This is a genomic window from Pseudomonas wenzhouensis (assembly GCF_021029445.1).
Classification (GTDB): domain Bacteria; phylum Pseudomonadota; class Gammaproteobacteria; order Pseudomonadales; family Pseudomonadaceae; genus Aquipseudomonas; species Aquipseudomonas wenzhouensis.
In genome coordinates, this window is record NZ_CP072610.1 from 2554283 (window position 1) to 2570988 (window position 16706).

15 protein-coding genes are annotated in these 16706 nt (G+C 61.8%); 4 read left to right on the plus strand and 11 right to left on the minus strand.

What is annotated here, in order from left to right:
* Positions 1 to 326: 326 nt before the first annotated feature.
* The 7 genes from lpdA to sdhC all read right to left on the minus strand — a co-directional run bounded on the left by lpdA (position 327) and on the right by sdhC (position 9430).
* Positions 327 to 1763 carry a dihydrolipoyl dehydrogenase gene (gene lpdA, locus J7655_RS11680; protein ID WP_230924593.1) on the minus strand — a complete coding sequence of 479 codons (1437 nt, stop codon included), beginning with the start codon at positions 1761 to 1763 and terminating at the stop codon, positions 327 to 329.
* Positions 1764 to 1829: 66 nt separating this feature from the next.
* A complete protein-coding gene (gene odhB / locus J7655_RS11685; protein ID WP_230924594.1) occupies positions 1830 to 3053 on the minus strand; it encodes a 2-oxoglutarate dehydrogenase complex dihydrolipoyllysine-residue succinyltransferase in 1224 nt (407 codons plus the stop codon).
* 64 nt (positions 3054 to 3117) lie between these two features.
* On the minus strand, positions 3118 to 5949 hold the full coding sequence (locus tag J7655_RS11690) for a 2-oxoglutarate dehydrogenase E1 component (RefSeq protein ID WP_230924595.1): 2832 nt from the start codon (positions 5947 to 5949) through the stop codon (positions 3118 to 3120).
* Positions 5950 to 6198: 249 nt separating this feature from the next.
* Positions 6199 to 6906, minus strand: coding sequence for a succinate dehydrogenase iron-sulfur subunit (locus tag J7655_RS11695; protein ID WP_230924596.1), 708 nt, complete (start codon positions 6904 to 6906; stop codon positions 6199 to 6201).
* 11 nt (positions 6907 to 6917) lie between these two features.
* A complete protein-coding gene (gene sdhA / locus J7655_RS11700; RefSeq protein WP_230924597.1) occupies positions 6918 to 8690 on the minus strand; it encodes a succinate dehydrogenase flavoprotein subunit in 1773 nt (590 codons plus the stop codon).
* Between the two features lie 3 nt (positions 8691 to 8693).
* Positions 8694 to 9062: a succinate dehydrogenase, hydrophobic membrane anchor protein gene (gene sdhD / locus J7655_RS11705; RefSeq protein ID WP_090428741.1), complete on the minus strand. Its 369-nt coding sequence runs from the start codon at positions 9060 to 9062 to the stop codon at positions 8694 to 8696.
* The gene (sdhC, locus tag J7655_RS11710; RefSeq protein WP_230924598.1) at positions 9056 to 9430 is read right to left on the minus strand and encodes a succinate dehydrogenase, cytochrome b556 subunit; all 375 of its coding nucleotides are present in this window, start codon (positions 9428 to 9430) and stop codon (positions 9056 to 9058) included. The genes sdhD and sdhC overlap by 7 nt, the downstream gene beginning before the upstream one ends.
* A 362-nt stretch (positions 9431 to 9792) precedes the next feature.
* Here sdhC and gltA point away from each other — a divergent pair, with 362 nt between their 5' ends.
* A complete protein-coding gene (gltA, locus tag J7655_RS11715; RefSeq protein ID WP_230924599.1) occupies positions 9793 to 11073 on the plus strand; it encodes a citrate synthase in 1281 nt (426 codons plus the stop codon).
* A 66-nt stretch (positions 11074 to 11139) separates the two neighbouring features.
* Here the strand turns inward: gltA and J7655_RS11720 are convergent, their stop codons facing one another.
* The 3 genes from J7655_RS11720 to J7655_RS11730 all read right to left on the minus strand — a co-directional run bounded on the left by J7655_RS11720 (position 11140) and on the right by J7655_RS11730 (position 13003).
* Positions 11140 to 11739, minus strand: coding sequence for an START domain-containing protein (locus J7655_RS11720; RefSeq protein ID WP_230924600.1), 600 nt, complete (start codon positions 11737 to 11739; stop codon positions 11140 to 11142).
* Between the two features lie 66 nt (positions 11740 to 11805).
* Positions 11806 to 12057: a YkgJ family cysteine cluster protein gene (locus tag J7655_RS11725; RefSeq protein ID WP_024308043.1), complete on the minus strand. Its 252-nt coding sequence runs from the start codon at positions 12055 to 12057 to the stop codon at positions 11806 to 11808.
* Between the two features lie 73 nt (positions 12058 to 12130).
* Positions 12131 to 13003: an NAD(P)-dependent oxidoreductase gene (locus J7655_RS11730; RefSeq protein ID WP_230924601.1), complete on the minus strand. Its 873-nt coding sequence runs from the start codon at positions 13001 to 13003 to the stop codon at positions 12131 to 12133.
* 121 nt (positions 13004 to 13124) lie between these two features.
* Here J7655_RS11730 and J7655_RS11735 point away from each other — a divergent pair, with 121 nt between their 5' ends.
* From J7655_RS11735 to rhtA, 3 genes are all read left to right on the plus strand, one after another.
* Positions 13125 to 13673, plus strand: a complete 549-nt coding sequence (locus J7655_RS11735; protein ID WP_230924602.1) for a 3'-5' exonuclease — start codon at positions 13125 to 13127, stop codon at positions 13671 to 13673.
* Between the two features lie 67 nt (positions 13674 to 13740).
* Positions 13741 to 14022: a pyrimidine/purine nucleoside phosphorylase gene (ppnP, locus tag J7655_RS11740; RefSeq protein WP_230924603.1), complete on the plus strand. Its 282-nt coding sequence runs from the start codon at positions 13741 to 13743 to the stop codon at positions 14020 to 14022.
* Positions 14023 to 14097: 75 nt separating this feature from the next.
* Entirely contained in the window at positions 14098 to 14949 is an 852-nt protein-coding gene (gene rhtA, locus J7655_RS11745; RefSeq protein WP_230924604.1) for a threonine/homoserine exporter RhtA, read from the plus strand.
* Here rhtA and J7655_RS11750 read toward each other — a convergent pair.
* Positions 14946 to 16703, minus strand: coding sequence for an ABC transporter transmembrane domain-containing protein (locus tag J7655_RS11750; RefSeq protein ID WP_230924605.1), 1758 nt, complete (start codon positions 16701 to 16703; stop codon positions 14946 to 14948). The two genes, rhtA and J7655_RS11750, sit on opposite strands and share 4 nt — an antisense overlap.
* Between the last annotated feature and the right edge of the window lie 3 nt (positions 16704 to 16706).

Consider the following 16706-nt stretch of genomic DNA (forward strand, 5'->3'; position numbering starts at 1 on the left):
CCACCTGTGACTGCCGAAACAGTCCGCCGGGCCTTCCGCCGCGAGTGAAACTCGACGCGGGCAACCCGCCGTGGTTCTGCTTGCAAACACCGCCGCAACGATGGGGCGATTACGCGACGCCCCGCCTACCACGACGGCTTACAACAATTTGCGTGACCGGAATTGCCCGGCCACTTCTGACGCCTGGAGCCGGTTTACGATCTGGTGAGCCAGAGATAAACGCTGGCGAAATGGGCCAAGGAAGCGGAGTTTACATCTGTAAATGAGCATTCCGAGGCCGTTTTCAACGCCGTTTAGCCGACGCGCAGCAGATCGTATATCGGTTCTTAACGCTTCTTGCGGTTGGCGATATGGATCGCGCCACCGTTGACCGCCAGGGCCGCTTCGTGCAGCGCCTCGGACAGGGTCGGGTGGGAGAAGACCATCATGCCCAGGTCTTCGGCGCTGGTGCCGAATTCCATGCCGATTGCACCTTGCTGAACCAGCTCGGCAGCGCTCGGGCCAATGACGTGAACGCCCAGCACGCGGTCGGTCTTGGCATCGGCGATGACCTTGACCAGGCCACCGGTGTCGTTGGCCGCCATGGCGCGACCACTGGCAGCGAACGGGAAGGTGCCAACATTGATGGCGACGCCTTCAGCCTTGAGCTGCTGCTCGGTCTTTCCGACCCATGCGATTTCCGGGTGGGTGTAGATAACCGACGGCACCAGATCGTAGTTGATCTGGGCTTTGTGGCCAGCGATACGCTCGGCGACCATCACGCCCTCTTCCGAGGCCTTGTGCGCCAGCATCATGCCGCGTACCACGTCACCAATGGCGTAGACGCCCGGAACGCTGGTTTCGCACTGGTCGTTGACGAAGATGTAGCCACGCTCGTCCAGGGTCACGCCGCTGTCGGCAGCCAGCAGATCGGTGGTCACCGGGCGACGGCCCACGGCCACGATCAGCTTGTCGAACACCATCTTCTGCTCGCCATTGGCGTCAGTGAAGGTGACGGTAACCTGCTTCTTCTTGACCTCGGTACCGGTAACGCGAGCACCCAGACGGATGTCCAGGCCCTGCTTGGTCAGGGTCTTCTGGGCTTCCTTGGCGATCTGCTCGTCGGCGGCCGCGAGGAACTTGTCCATGGCTTCCAGCACGGTCACTTCCGCGCCCAGGCGAGCCCAGACCGAGCCCAGCTCCAGACCGATGACGCCAGCGCCGATGACGCCCAGCTTCTTCGGTACGCTCTGGAACTCCAGGGCGCCGGTGGAGTCGACGATCACATCCTGGTCGACCGGAGCCGGCGGAATCTCGACCGGCTTGGAGCCGGAAGCGATGATCACATGAGCGGCTTCGACCACCTGGCTCTTGCCGTCAGTGCCGGTCACTTCGACCTGCTTGCCAGCCAGCAGCTTGCCGTGGCCTTCCAGCAGGGTCACGCCGTTGGCCTTGAACAGGCCGGCAACGCCACCGGTGAGGTTCTTGATGATGGTGTTCTTGCGCGCCACCATGGCCGGCACGTCGATGGTCACGCCCTTGGCTTCGATACCGTGTACAGCGAAGCCTTCTTTGGCTTCGTGGTACTTCCAGGAGCTGTCCAGCAGCGCCTTGGACGGAATGCAGCCGACGTTCAGGCAGGTACCGCCGAGGGCGACCTTGCCGTCCTGGCCCTGGTACTTCTCGATGCAGGCGGTCTTCAGACCGAGCTGCGCTGCCTTGATGGCGGCTACGTAGCCACCAGGGCCGGCACCGATGACTACCACGTCGAATTTCTGGGTCATAACGTATTCCTTCTCGAAAAAACCGGACGGCCCCGTAAACAGGGCCGCCGTGGAGGAGACTGGCTTTTAGATTTCCAGCAGCAGACGCGCCGGGTCTTCAAGCAAGTTCTTGATGGTCACCAGGAAGGTCACGGCTTCCTTACCATCGATCAGGCGGTGGTCGTAAGACAGCGCCAGGTACATCATCGGACGGATCACCACCTGGCCGTTGATGGCCATCGGACGCTGGATGATGTTGTGCATCCCCAGAATCGCAGCCTGCGGCGGGTTGACGATCGGGGTCGACATCATCGAACCGAAGGTACCACCGTTGGTGATGGTGAAGGTGCCGCCGGTCATTTCTTCGATGGACAGCTTGCCGTCACGAGCCTTCTTGCCGAAGGTGGCGATGCCATTCTCGATTTCAGCCAGGCTCATCAGTTCGGCGTTACGCAGCACCGGAACCACCAGGCCACGGTCGCTGGACACGGCAACACCGACGTCGGCATAGCCGTGGTAAACGATGTCGTTGCCGTCGATCGAGGCGTTGACTGCCGGGAAGCGTTTCAGGGCTTCGGTAGCAGCCTTGACGAAGAACGACATGAAGCCCAGGCGCACGCCGTTGTGGGACTTCTCGAACAGATCCTTGTACTTCGAACGCAGGGCCATGACTTCGGTCATGTCGACTTCGTTGAAGGTGGTCAGCATGGCCATGGAGGACTGAGCCTCGACCAGACGCTCGGCGATCTTGGCGCGCAGACGGGTCATCGGCACACGCTTCTCGGTGCGGTCGCCAGTGGCAACAACCGGCGCAGCGGCGGCAGCGGCCGGCTTGGCAGCAGCGGCCGGCGCGTTTTTCTTGGCGTCGACGGCAGCGACCACGTCTTCCTTGGTCACACGGCCACCTTTGCCGGTGCCGGCGATGCTGTTCGGGTCGATACCGTTTTCTTCGGCCAGCTTGCGCGCGGCCGGCGAGAGGATGGCGTCGTCACCAGCAGCAGCGGCCGGGGCAGCAGCCTGGGCCGGAGCAGCGGCAGTGGCCGGAGCGGCAGCCGGAGCAGCGGCGGCAGCGCCACCTTCGGTCAGCTTGCCGAGCAGCTCGTTGGAGAGAACGGTGTCGCCTTCGTTCTTGATGATTTCAGCCAGGACACCATCGGCCTCGGCCAGTACTTCGATCACCACCTTGTCGGTTTCGATGTCGACGATCAGCTCATCACGCTTGACCGCTTCGCCCGGCTTCTTGTGCCAGGTGGCCACGGTGCCGTCGGCAACCGATTCCGGGAAGGTTGGGGCTTTGATCTCGATAGCCATTGTATGCGTTTCCTTAAATTCGGTTTACCGGCAGGCAGCACTCGCCACCTGCCGGATGAAGGCGTTAAACAGTAAAGGCGTCCTGCAGCAGTTTTTCCTGCTGCTCGGCGTGCATCGACGCATAACCGCAAGCGGGTGCTGCCGACGCATCACGACCGGCGTACTCCAGGAACAGCGCCTTCTTGTGCGCAGTAGCGACACGACGCATGTGGTGCTGGCTGCAATACCAGGCGCCCTGGTTCATCGGCTCTTCCTGACACCAGACGATGTGCTTGAGGTTCTTGTACGGCGCCAGCGCTTCGGCTAGGTCGTCTTCCGGGAACGGATAGAGCTGCTCGATACGCACGATGGCGGTATCGTCGCGACCCTCGGCACGACGCTTCTCCAGCAGGTCGTAGTAGACCTTGCCGCTGCACAGGATCAGACGCTCGACCTTTTTCGGATCCAAGGCATCGATCTCGCCGATCACGGTCTGGAAGGAGCCTTCGGCCAGATCTTCCAGGGTCGAGATGGCCAGCTTGTGACGCAGCAGCGACTTCGGCGTCAGCACCACCAGCGGCTTGCGCAGCGGGCGGATCACCTGGCGACGCAGCATGTGGTAGACCTGCGCCGGGGTGGTCGGCACGCAGACCTGCATGTTGTGCTCGGCGCACAGTTGCAGATAACGCTCCAGACGCGCCGAGCTGTGCTCAGGCCCCTGCCCTTCATAACCATGCGGCAGCAGAACGGTCAGACCGCAGAGACGGCCCCACTTGGTCTCGCCGCTGGAGATGAACTGGTCGAATACCACCTGAGCGCCGTTGGCGAAGTCGCCGAACTGGGCTTCCCAGATCACCAGCGCGTTCGGCGTGGTGGTGGCATAGCCATATTCGAACGCTAGCACCGCTTCCTCGGAGAGGTAGGAGTCGTACAGCTCGAACTTCGGCTGACCGTCGTACAGGTTCTTCAACGGTACGTAGGTCGAGGCGTCCTTCTGGTTGTGCAGCACCGCATGACGGTGCGAGAAGGTGCCACGGCCGATGTCCTGGCCGGTCATGCGGATCGGGTGACCTTCGACCAGCAGCGTGGCGTAAGCCATAGTCTCGGCGAAGCCCCAGTTGATCGGCAAGCCGCCTGCGCCCATCTTCTGACGGTCTTCGAGGATCTTCGCCACCTGACGCTGAACCAGGAACCCTTCCGGAATTTCCAGCAGCTTGGCGGACAGATCCTGCAGGGTCTTCAGATCGAAGCGGGTGTCGTGGCGCGCAGTCCAGGCATGGCCTAGGTACGGACGCCAGTCGACGAACAGCTCCTTGTTCGGCTCCTTGACCAGGCTCTTGACCACGTGCTGGCCGTTATCCAGCGCGGTGCGGTAGTCGTCGATCTTGGCCTGCACAGCGTCGCTGCTCAGCGCGCCGGAGGCGATCAGCGCATCGGCATACAGCTCACGGGTGGTGCGCTGCTTGGCGATCTGCTGGTACATCAGCGGCTGGGTGCCATTCGGCTCGTCGGCCTCGTTGTGACCACGACGGCGATAGCAGACCAGGTCGATGACCACATCGCGCTTGTACTGCATGCGGTAGTCGACGGCCAGCTGGGTGACGAACAGCACGGCTTCCGGATCATCACCATTGACGTGGAAGATCGGCGCCTGAATCATCTTGGCGACATCAGTGGCGTACTCGGTGGAACGCGCATCTTCCGGACGGCTGGTGGTGAAGCCCACCTGGTTGTTGATCACGATGTGGATGGTGCCACCCGTCTTGTAACCACGGGTCTGCGACATCTGGAAGGTTTCCATGACCACGCCCTGACCGGCGAACGCCGCATCACCGTGGATGGAAATCGGCAGCACCTTGTCGCCAGTGGCGTCGTTGCGACGATCCTGACGGGCACGCACCGAACCCTCGACCACCGGAGAAACGATCTCCAGGTGCGAAGGGTTGAACGCCAGCGCCAGGTGCACTTCACCGCCCTGGGTCATGACGTTGGACGAAAAGCCCTGGTGGTACTTCACGTCACCAGAGGACAGGCCTTCGGTCTTCTTGCCTTCGAACTCGTCGAACAGGTCACGCGGGTTCTTGCCGAAGGTGTTGACCAGCACGTTGAGACGGCCACGGTGGGCCATGCCGATGACGATTTCCTTGGTGCCGTAGGAGCCCGAACGCTGGATGATCTCGTCCAGCAGCGGGATCAGGCTTTCGCCGCCCTCCAGACCGAAACGCTTGGTACCCGGGTACTTGGTGCCCAGGTACTTTTCCAGACCTTCGGCAGCGGTCACGCGCTCGAGCACGTGCGCCTGCACCTCAGCGGAAAACTGCGGACGACCGCGCACGCTTTCCAGGCGCTGGGCGAACCAGTTGCGCTGGCCGGAATCGACGATGTGAGTGAACTCGGCACCGATGGTGCGACAATATGTCTGCTGCAGCGCATCGCGGATTTCGCGTAGCGTTGCCTCTTCCTTGCCGATATACAACTCGCCCGTACGGAAGGTGGTATCCAGATCCGCATCGGTCAGGCCGTAGTGGTTGATCGACAGGTCAGACGGCGCAGTGCGCACCCACAGACCCAGAGGGTCGAGTTGGGCGGCCTGATGGCCACGCATGCGGTAGGCCTGGATCAGGCGCAGTACTTCCACCTGCTTCTTTTCGTGCTCGCTGCTGACGGCCCCGGCGGAAACCGGCTGGGCGCGACGCGAATTTTTGGCGAGCAGGACGAAATGATCGCGAATGGTCGAATGCGATACGTCCGTTGCAGCGCTGCCGTCAGTCGGCAACTTCTGGAAGTAAGTGCGCCACTCTTCTGGCACAGCGTTGGGATCGTGCAGGTAGAGCTCGTAGAGCTCTTCCACGTAGGCAGCGTTGCCACCGGATAGGTGGGCACTGTCCCACATGCGCTGCATCACGCTTTCTTGCATGCTTGGTCACCCTCGGTAAGGGGACACCACCGGCGTGAATACCGCATGGCGCCAATCGAAGTCACGCTGTTGCGACTCGGATGAAGCCAATTGGGTTCCCGCAGATAGTCCGGGTACCAGCCCGGATGCCCCTGCTGGTCGTCATATTTTTCGAGTATGAGCTGCGGCTTTGTGAGCTGCGGCTCCGGCTTTTGCTGCAATACCGGCCGAAGCCGGTATGCAGGTGTTACAGGTACAGCAACTTGCGAATCAGGTACCGCTTTGCAGCAGCATGTTACGCACGTGGCCGATGGCCTTGGTCGGGTTCAGACCCTTGGGGCACACGTTCACGCAGTTCATGATGCCACGGCAGCGGAACACGCTGAACGGATCGTCCAGCGAAGCCAGACGCTCGGCGGTCTTGGTGTCACGGCTGTCGGCCAGGAAACGATAGGCCTGCAGCAGCGCAGCGGGACCGAGGAACTTGTCCGGGTTCCACCAGAACGACGGGCAGCTGGTCGAGCAGCACGCACACAGAATGCACTCGTACAGGCCATCGAGCTTCTCGCGCTCTTCCGGCGACTGCAGACGTTCGATGGCCGGAGCCGGCGTATCGTTCTGCAGGAACGGCTGCACCTTCTCGTATTGCTTGTAGAAGATGCTCATATCGACGGCCAGGTCACGAATGACCGGCAGACCGGGCAGCGGACGAATCACCAGCTTGCCGCCTTTCAGCCCCGCTGCGGACAGCGGAGTGATGCAGGCCAGACCGTTCTTGCCGTTGATGTTCATGCCGTCGGAGCCGCAAACACCTTCGCGGCAGGAGCGACGATAGGAGAAGCCTTCGTCCTGTTCCTTGATCAGTGCCAGCACGTCGAGGACCATGATGTCCTTGCCGCCGGTATCGATCTGGAAATCCTGCATGAACGGAGCAGCGTCTTTCTCCGGGTTGTAGCGATACACACTGACTTGCAACATATCAGTCACCCTTAATAAGTCCGAACCTTGGGTTCAAATGCCGGAACGGTCTTCGGCGCGAAGTTGACCGCACGCTTGGCAACGCGCTTCTCGCCTGGGAAGTACAGGGAGTGGCACAGCCAGTTTTGGTCATCGCGCTCCTCAAAGTCTTCGCGAGCGTGGGCACCACGGGACTCTTTACGAGCCTCGGCAGCAACCGCGGTCGCCTCAGCAACTTCGAGCAGGTTTTGCAGTTCCAGCGCTTCGATACGCGCAGTGTTGAACGCCTGGCTCTTGTCGGAGATTTTCACCTTGGCGATACGCTCGCGCAGGTCGGCCAGTTGTTGGATGCCCTTCTGCATGTATTCGCCGGTACGGAATACACCGAAGTAGTTCTGCATGCACTGTTGCAGCTCGCGCTTGAGCGGAGCCACTTCTTCACCGGTGCTGCGCTCGTTGACGCCTGCCAGGCGAGCCAGCGATTGCTCGATGTCGGTTTCGCTGGCACCACGGACTTCCACGCCTTCTTTCAGCGCTTTTTCCAGGTGCAGACCAGCGGCGCGACCGAACACCACCAGGTCGAGCAGCGAGTTGCCGCCCAGACGGTTGGCACCGTGCACCGATACGCAGGCAACTTCACCAACAGCGAACAGACCTTCGATGATGGTGTCGTTGCCATTGGCGTCCTGGGTGATAGCCTGGCCATGAATGTTGGTGGCAACGCCGCCCATCATGTAGTGGCAGGTCGGGATCACCGGAACCGGCGCAACCACCGGGTCGACGTGGGCGAAGGTCTTGGACAGTTCGCAGATGCCCGGCAGACGGCTGTGCAGCACGTCTTCGCCGAGGTGATCGAGCTTCAGCAGTACGTGATCCTTGTTCGGGCCACAGCCATTGCCGGCGATCACTTCCTTGACCATGGAACGGGCGACCACGTCGCGGCCGGCCAGGTCCTTGGCGTTCGGCGCATAACGCTCCATGAAGCGCTCGCCATGAGCGTTGATCAGGTAACCACCCTCGCCACGGCAACCTTCGGTGACCAGTACACCAGCGCCGGCGATACCGGTCGGGTGGAACTGCCACATCTCGATGTCCTGCACCGGCACACCGGCACGCAGAGCCATACCGATACCGTCACCGGTATTGATCAGGGCGTTGGTAGTCGAGGCATAGATACGACCGGCACCGCCAGTGGCCAGAACCACGGCCTTGGAACGGATATAGACGGTTTCGCCAGTCTCGATGCAGATGGCGATGATGCCGACGATGGCACCGTCCTGGTTCTTCACCAGGTCAACGGCGTACCACTCGTTGAGGAACGAAGTGCCGGCTTTCAGGTTGGCCTGATACAGGGTGTGCAGCAGCGCGTGACCGGTGCGGTCGGCTGCGGCGCAGGTACGGGCAGCCTGAGTCGGATTATCCGGCCCCTTGGACTGGCCACCGAACGGACGCTGATAGATGCGACCCTGCTCGGTACGGGAGAACGGCAGGCCCATGTGCTCGAGCTCGAACACGGCTTCCGGGCCAACGGAGCACATATATTCGATAGCGTCTTGGTCACCGATGTAGTCAGAACCTTTTACGGTATCGTACATGTGCCAGCGCCAATCATCGTTCGGGTCGGCCGAAGCGATGGCGCAGGTAATGCCGCCCTGGGCGGAAACGGTGTGCGAACGGGTCGGGAACACCTTGGTGACCACGGCAGTCTTGTGACCGCCCTGAGCCAGCTGCAGCGCAGCACGCATGCCGGCACCACCACCACCTACGATGATGGCGTCATAAGAAAGAGTACGGATGCTAGCCATGAATCAGAACCCCCACAGAATCTGCACGCCCCAGACGAACATCGCGAACATGGCGATGCCACAAACGGCCTGGAACAGGAAACGCACAACGGTCGCCGACTTGCCCAGCGCCATCGGCGTCAGGTAGTCAGTGGAAATGGTCCACATGCCGACCCAGGCATGCACACTCAGTGCAACCAGAGCCAGCAGACTGAAGATGCGCATTGCGGTATGCGAGAACAGACCATGCCATTCGGCGTAGCCCATACCCGGATTGCAGATCACATAGCCCAGCAGAAACAGCGTGTAAGCCGCGAGAACGACTGCAGAAACGCGTTGAGCCATCCAGTCATAGAGACCCGAACGCGAGAAATTCGTGACATTGGTTACCATATCCACACCCCCAGCAGCACGATCACGACCACCGCAACGGCGATGACGATTTTCGAGCCCAGCTTGCCGCCTTCCAGCGTCTCGCCGATGCCCATGTCCATGATCAAGTGGCGCACGCCGGCCACCAGGTGATACAGCAGAGCGGACAGAAGACCCCAGATCACGAACTTGGCCAGCGGGCTGGCCAGACATTCTTTCACCTGGACGAAGCCCTCTTCGGAGGTCAGCGACTTGTCGAGGCCGAACAGCAAAATGGCGATGGCGACAAAGAGGATGACACCGGAGATACGGTGAAGAATGGATGTGTAAGCGGTGACTGGGAGCTTGATAGTCCTAAGGTCTAGGTTTACAGGTCGTTGGCTATTCACGGCTTTTTATCACACTGAGAGCCCCTAACTATCAGGGCAAAGTTGTTGGGAAGTGCACTGGTCAGGTACCCATCACCCAAGGAGTGACGACCGTCATGATATGGCCGCAAAGCCCCTGACGGTCGCCCACGGAGTATAGACAGTTAGCAGACTAATGACAATGCAATGGCCTCCCCCAAAAAGCGCATTGCAGCCTTCAGACAAATGGCGTAAATAGCGCACTTTTTTCGTCGAAAACACCGCCCAAACCCTTCTACTGTCTGGGTTCGCGCAAATTGACATTCGCATTTATCCCACTATAGTGGTGCGGGCCCTGCGTGGGGGGCTGTCTGATGATTTCAAGCATAACTAGGAGGCCACATATGGCTGACAAAAAAGCGCAGTTGATCATCGAGGGCAATGCCCCCGTCGAACTGCCCGTTCTGACCGGCACTGTTGGTCCCGAAGTAATCGATGTGCGGAGCCTGACCGCCACGGGTCGGTTCACATTTGATCCTGGTTTTATGTCGACCGCCTCTTGCGAGTCGAAGATCACCTACATCGACGGCGACAAAGGAATTTTGCTGCATCGCGGCTACCCCATTGAACAACTCGCCGAGAAATCCGACTACCTGGAAACCTGCTACCTGCTGCTCAATGGCGAACTGCCGAGTAAGGAAGAAAAGGCCAACTTCGTCAGCACCATCAAAAACCACACCATGGTTCATGAGCAGCTGAAGACCTTCTTCAACGGTTTCCGCCGTGACGCCCACCCGATGGCCATCATGTGTGGCGTGGTCGGCGCACTGTCCGCCTTCTATCACGACTCGCTGGACATCAAGAATCCGCAACACCGCGAAGTATCGGCCATGCGCCTGGTGGCCAAGATGCCGACCATCGCCGCCATGACCTACAAGTACTCCATGGGTCAGCCCATGATGTACCCGCGCAACGACCTGAACTACGCAGAAAACTTCCTGCACATGATGTTCAACACCCCCTGCGAGATCAAACCGATCAGCCCGGTGTTGGCCAAGGCAATGGACAAGATCTTCATCCTCCATGCCGACCACGAGCAGAATGCTTCCACCTCCACCGTACGCCTGGCAGGCTCCTCGGGTGCCAACCCGTTCGCCTGTATCGCTGCCGGCATCGCCGCACTCTGGGGCCCGGCACACGGCGGCGCCAACGAAGCGGTACTGACCATGCTCGACGAGATCGGCAGCGTGGACAACATCGAAAAATTCGTGGCCAAGGCCAAGGACAAGGACGACCCGTTCAAGCTGATGGGCTTCGGTCACCGCGTCTACAAGAACTTCGATCCGCGCGCCAAGGTCATGAAGCAGACCTGCGACGAAGTCCTGGCCGAGCTGGGCATCAACGACCCGCAGCTGGAACTGGCGATGAAACTGGAGGAGATCGCGCGCAACGATCCTTACTTCAAGGAGCGCAACCTCTACCCGAACGTCGATTTCTACTCGGGCATCATCCTCAAGGCCATCGGCATTCCGACCTCGATGTTCACCGTGATCTTCGCCCTGGCACGTACCGTCGGCTGGATCTCGCACTGGAAGGAAATGCTTTCCGGCCCGTACAAGATCGGCCGCCCGCGCCAGCTGTACACCGGTTACGAGCAGCGCGACCTGCCTGCCAACCGCGACTGATAGCGCCGCGAGACGAAAAAGGCTGCCAATCTGGCAGCCTTTTTTATTTGGCAAAGAACTCGCGCCTCAGCGCTTTTCCACCTTCGCCCGCAAGCCCTGCAGCGTCTGCAGCGGCGCATCGACGACGAAGCTGTTGGCCAGCCACGACGGCACGCTGCCGCCAGGCTCAGTATGCGCTTCGTACGTCACTTCCACCTTGCCGTCAGCCAGCGGCTTCAGTTGCCACTGCCCATCGACGCGCTGCACGCGCACGAAATCCTTTTCCTCCGGCAGGCGATCCGGCACCGCCTTGAGCATACGGGTGACACTGCCATCGGCATCGGTACGCGTCGTCACCTGAATCACCGAATCGCGCGCCTTCACCGGCCAGGGCATTTCGAAGCGGGTGTACAGCTCGCTCACATCGCCTTTGGTTTCCAGCAGGCGCTGTTGCTGACAACTGAAGATCCAGGCGCAGGAACCCTCGACATCCTCCTGCGCAGCCTTCACGGCAGCCAGATCGCCGTTGATCGTTACCACGCCGCGGTAAGCCTTGTATTTCGAACCTGGTACGTCAGCCAGATACACGCTGACGCCCTCCTCTTCACGCTCCAGCTGCCACTGCCTTTCGGCAGCCTGGGCAGCAGTCGCGCACAACAGCATGGCCAGAACGGAATAACGCATCATCTTCGAGCAACTCCCGGTGGGACTGTTTGCGTTTCGACCCGCACGGGCCGCGAGCGGTTCAGATCGTCAGGCAGTGGCCTGCTCCAGCCAACCCAGCAGGCGAATGGCGCTTTCACGGTCATCGGCACATAGCTCAGCCTCGGCCTTGAACCCGGCGCAGACCGCCGGGCGCTCCGGGCGACCGAAAATGGCGCAGAGAAATTCGGCATTGAGATGAATGCAGCGCACGCCAGCCGGCTTGCCATTGGGCATGCCTGGAATCGGCGAGCTGATGGAAGGCGCGATGCAGCAGGCACCGCAACCGGCACGACACTCCATGAAACGACCTCGACTACAAACGAACGGCGGCGATCCTAATGAGGCGCGCGCCGTCCGTCGAGGTCTTTTGCGATCAGCGGTTACGCTGCAGACGCGCCAGCAGGCTCGAAGTATCCCAGCGCCCGCCACCCATGCCCTGAACGTCGGCATAGAACTGATCGACCAGCGCTGTCACCGGTAGCTGCGCGCCATTGCGACGCGACTCCTCGAGCACGATGGAAAGGTCCTTGCGCATCCAGTCGACCGCAAAGCCGAAGTCGAACTCGCCGGCCAGCATTGTCTTGTAGCGATTTTCCATCTGCCACGACTGCGCCGCCCCCTTGCTGATCACGTCGACTACCGCATGGCCATCGAGGCCTGCGCACTGGGCGAAGTTCAAGGCCTCGGCCAACCCCTGCACCAGGCCGGCGATGCAGATCTGGTTGACCATCTTGCTCAACTGGCCGCTACCGGCCGGCCCCATCAGCCGCATCATCCGCGCATAGCACTGGATCACGGGCTCTGCCGCTGCATAGGCCTGTTGCTCGCCACCGACCATCACGGTCAGCACACCATTGACCGCACCGGCCTGGCCGCCGGAAACCGGCGCATCGAGGAAACCCAGGCCACGCTCGGCCGCGACAGTCGCCAGCTCGCGTGCCACATCGGCCGAAGCGGTGGTGTGGTCGACCAGAATGGCGCCCGGCGCCATACCGGCGAAAGCGCCCTGCTCACCCAGAATCACGCTGCGCAGGTCGTCATCGTTGCCGACGCAACACATCACCAGTTCGGCACCCGCCGCCGCCTCACGCGGGGTCGGCGCGCTGTTGCCGGCATATTCCGCCACCCACTGCTCGGCCTTGCCCGCCGAACGGTTATAGACCGTCACCTGATGCCCCTTGCGGGCAAGATGCCCGGCCATCGGATACCCCATAACGCCCAAGCCGATAAATGCGACCTTTGCCATAACAACCTCCTGCGGACATAGGCCGCAGAGCCTAACACGACGTTTGCCCTGGCCGGAAAGGCCTTCCATACTGCCTGCCAATCGGCCCCGAGCGAGGCCTTGCGAACGATTAGGAGCGCCAATGGGACATTGGTTGGTCATCGACCTGGAAGCCACGACCGACGAAGGTGGCTGGCCGATGGAAGAAATGGAAATCATCGAGATCGGTGCCAGCCTGGTCGGCGCTGACGGCCACGAGCGCGATCACTTCCAGCGTTTCGTCAAACCACAGCGGCGCCCATGCCTGACAGACTTCTGCCGCGAGCTCACCCACATCAAGCAGGCCGATATCGACAGCGCCGCGCCAATGCCACAGGTCTGGCCCCCGTTTGAGCGCTGGCTGACGCAGCACGCACCGCGTCTGGTCGGCTGGAGTAGTTGGGGCGACTATGACCGCCGCCAGCTGGAGCAGGAATGGCGTCGGCATCAGGTGCACAGCCTGCTGGCTGGCGTGCCCCATCTGAATCTGAAACAGGCATTCGCCAAGGCCCGGCAACTGCAACGCCCGGTCGGCCTGCACAGCGCACTGCAGCTGGCCGGCATGCACTTTCAGGGGCAACAGCACCGAGCCCTCGAGGACGCCCGTAATACCGCGCGCCTGCTGCCGCTGGTGCTACCGCTCAAAGACTGATGACGAAGAAAAGCCGCTTGGGCATACTGGCGCCCCTCTTTCGTAACCCTTTCCCGAGGAATCGCAGATGTTCAAGGTCAACGAGTACTTCGACGGCACCGTCAAATCCATCGGCTTCGCCATGGCCGAAGGCCCCGCCACTATCGGCGTGATGGCCCCGGGCGAATACGAATTCGGCACCAGCCAGCTGGAAGTCATGCATGTCATTGCCGGCGCCCTGACCGTGAAACTGCCGGGCAGCGACAGCTGGAACACCTATGAGGCCGGCAGCCAGTTCACCGTCGAGGCCAACAGCAAGTTCCAACTGAAGGTGGCCGTGGATACCGCCTACCTCTGCGAATACCGCTAATAAGCTAGCCGCATAGCGTTTAAGAACCGGCCCCAGCGGCCGGTTTTTCTTTGACCACTCTCAGGACGCCAGCCCATGCCACGCTCCGCCCTTCTTGTCCCCATCGCCCTGCTCGTGGTGGCGATGGTTTCGATCCAGAGCGGCGCGTCGCTGGCCAAGAACCTGTTCCCTATAGTCGGCGCCGAAGGCACCACCACCCTGCGCCTGGTGCTGGGGGCAATCATTCTGTCGCTGGTGATGCAGCCCTGGCGCGCCAGGTTGGACCTGCGCAAGTGCCAGTCATTGCTTGCCTACGGCCTGGCGCTGGGTGGGATGAATCTGCTGTTCTACATGTCATTGCAGAGCATCCCGCTGGGTATCGCCGTAGCACTGGAATTCACCGGCCCGCTGGCCCTGGCGCTGTTTTCCTCGCGCCGCCTGCTGGATTTCGTCTGGGTGATCCTGGCCGTCATCGGCCTGTGGATGCTCCTGCCAACTGGCGCCACGCAGAGCGCCATCGATCCACTCGGCGCGGCCCTGGCCCTTGGCGCAGGCGTTTGCTGGGCGCTATACATCATCTTCGGGCAGAAAGCCGGCGCCCAGCATGGCCGCCACACAGTCGCGCTAGGCACCTGGGTCGCCGCGTTGCTGGTGCTGCCCATCGGCGCCTGGCACGCAGGCAGCGATCTGCTCAGCCTCGACCTGCTGCCCATTGCCTTAGGCGTCGCAGTGCTGTCCTCAGCCCTGCCCTACAGCCTGGAGATGGTGGCTCTGACGCGACTGCCAGCGCGCACCTTCAGCGTATTGATGAGCCTGGAGCCGGCAATCGCGGCCATGTGCGGCCTGGCCTTTCTCGGCGAGAAGCTGCTCTGGGGCCAGTGGCTGGCCGTCGGCGCGATCATCGTCGCCTCGGCTGGCGCCGCCGCCACTATCAGACCCAAGCGCTAGTTGCCGAACTGCAGCTCCGCCAAGCGCGCATAGAGCGGACTACTCTCGATCAGCTCGGCATGACTGCCAATGGCCGCCAGGTGCCCCTGTTCGACCACGGCGATGCGGTCCGCCTGTTTCACCGTGGCCAGGCGATGGGCGATCACCAGGGTGGTGCGCCCGGCCATCAGCGACGGTAGTGCCTGCTGGATCAGATGTTCGCTCTCGGCATCCAGGGCGCTGGTGGCCTCGTCAAGCAGCAGGATAGGCGCATCGGCCATCAATGCACGGGCAATCGCCAGACGCTGACGCTGCCCACCCGACAGCCCCAGCCCGGCCTCGCCCAGATGGGTCTGATACCCCTGCGGCAGACGCTCGATGAATTCGTGGGCATGCGCTGCCCGCGCGGCCGCTTCTACCTCTGCCCGGGAGGCATCGAGTCGGCCATAGCGAATATTGTCCTCCACCGAACCGAAGAACAGCGCCGGACTCTGCGACACCAGAGCGAAGCAGGCGCGCAGCTCGCGCGGATCGAGCTGATCGATCGGCACACCATCGATGAGGATGCGCCCGGCCTGCGGGTCGAAAAAGCGCAGCAGCAGATCGAACAGCGTCGACTTGCCCGCTCCCGATGGCCCGACCAGCGCCAGGGTTTCACCGGCCGCCACCTGCAGGTCAACGCCATCGATGGCGTAGCTGTCGGGCCGCGATGGATAGGCGAAACGCACGCCCTGCAACTCGATACGCCCACGCACCGGCTGCGGCAGATGCTGAGGCTGCTCCGGCGCGACGATGGCATTGCTGGAGCGCAGCAGTTCGCCAATACGCTCCGCCGCTCCGGCCGCGCGCTGCAGTTCGCCGATCACCTCGCTCAGGGTGCCGAAGGACGAGCCGACGATCAGGCTGTAGAACACGAAGGCCGCCAGCTCGCCGCCGGAAATGCGTCCGGCGATCACGTCCATGCCGCCAACCCAGAGCATCACGCCCACCGCCCCGAGCACCAGCACGATGACTACGGTGATCAGCCAGGAACGCTGAGCGATGCGTTTACGCGCCACATCGAAAGCGGCCTCGGCGGACTCGCCAAAGCGTCGCTTGTCCTCGTTCTGGTGGTTGTAGGCCTGCACCGTCTTGATCTGCCCCAACACCTCGCCGACGTAGCTGCCGACATCGGCCACACGGTCCTGGCTCTGCCGCGACAGCGCCCGCACGCGACGGCCGAACAGCAGGATCGGCGCCACCACCAGCGGCAAGGCCAGCAGGACGATACCGCTGAGCTTGGGGTTGGTGATCACCAGCAACACGCTGCCGCCGATCAGCATGATCAGGTTGCGCAGTGCCATCGACAGCGACGAGCCGATCACCGACTGCAGCAAGGTGGTATCGGCGGTCAGCCGTGACTGAATCTCTGAGCTGCGATTGCTCTCGTAGAAGCCGGGATGCAACTCGATCAGGTGATCGAACACCCGCCGGCGAATATCGGCCACCACCCGCTCGCCGATCCACGACACCAGGTAGAAGCGCGTGTAGGTGCCAAAGGCCAGCGCCAGCACCAGCACGAAGAACAGCAGCAGGGACTGACGCAGCGCAGCCGGCGATTGCGTCGCCAGGCCCTGATCCACCAGCAGCTTGATGCCCTGCCCCATGGACAGGGTGATCGCCGCCGTGAACAGCAAGGCCAGCAGCGCACCCAGCACCCGGCCGCGATAAGGCGCGATAAAGCGCCAGGCCAGGCGTATCGCACCACGCTGGCGGGAGGAAAGCAGGCAAGTCATGAA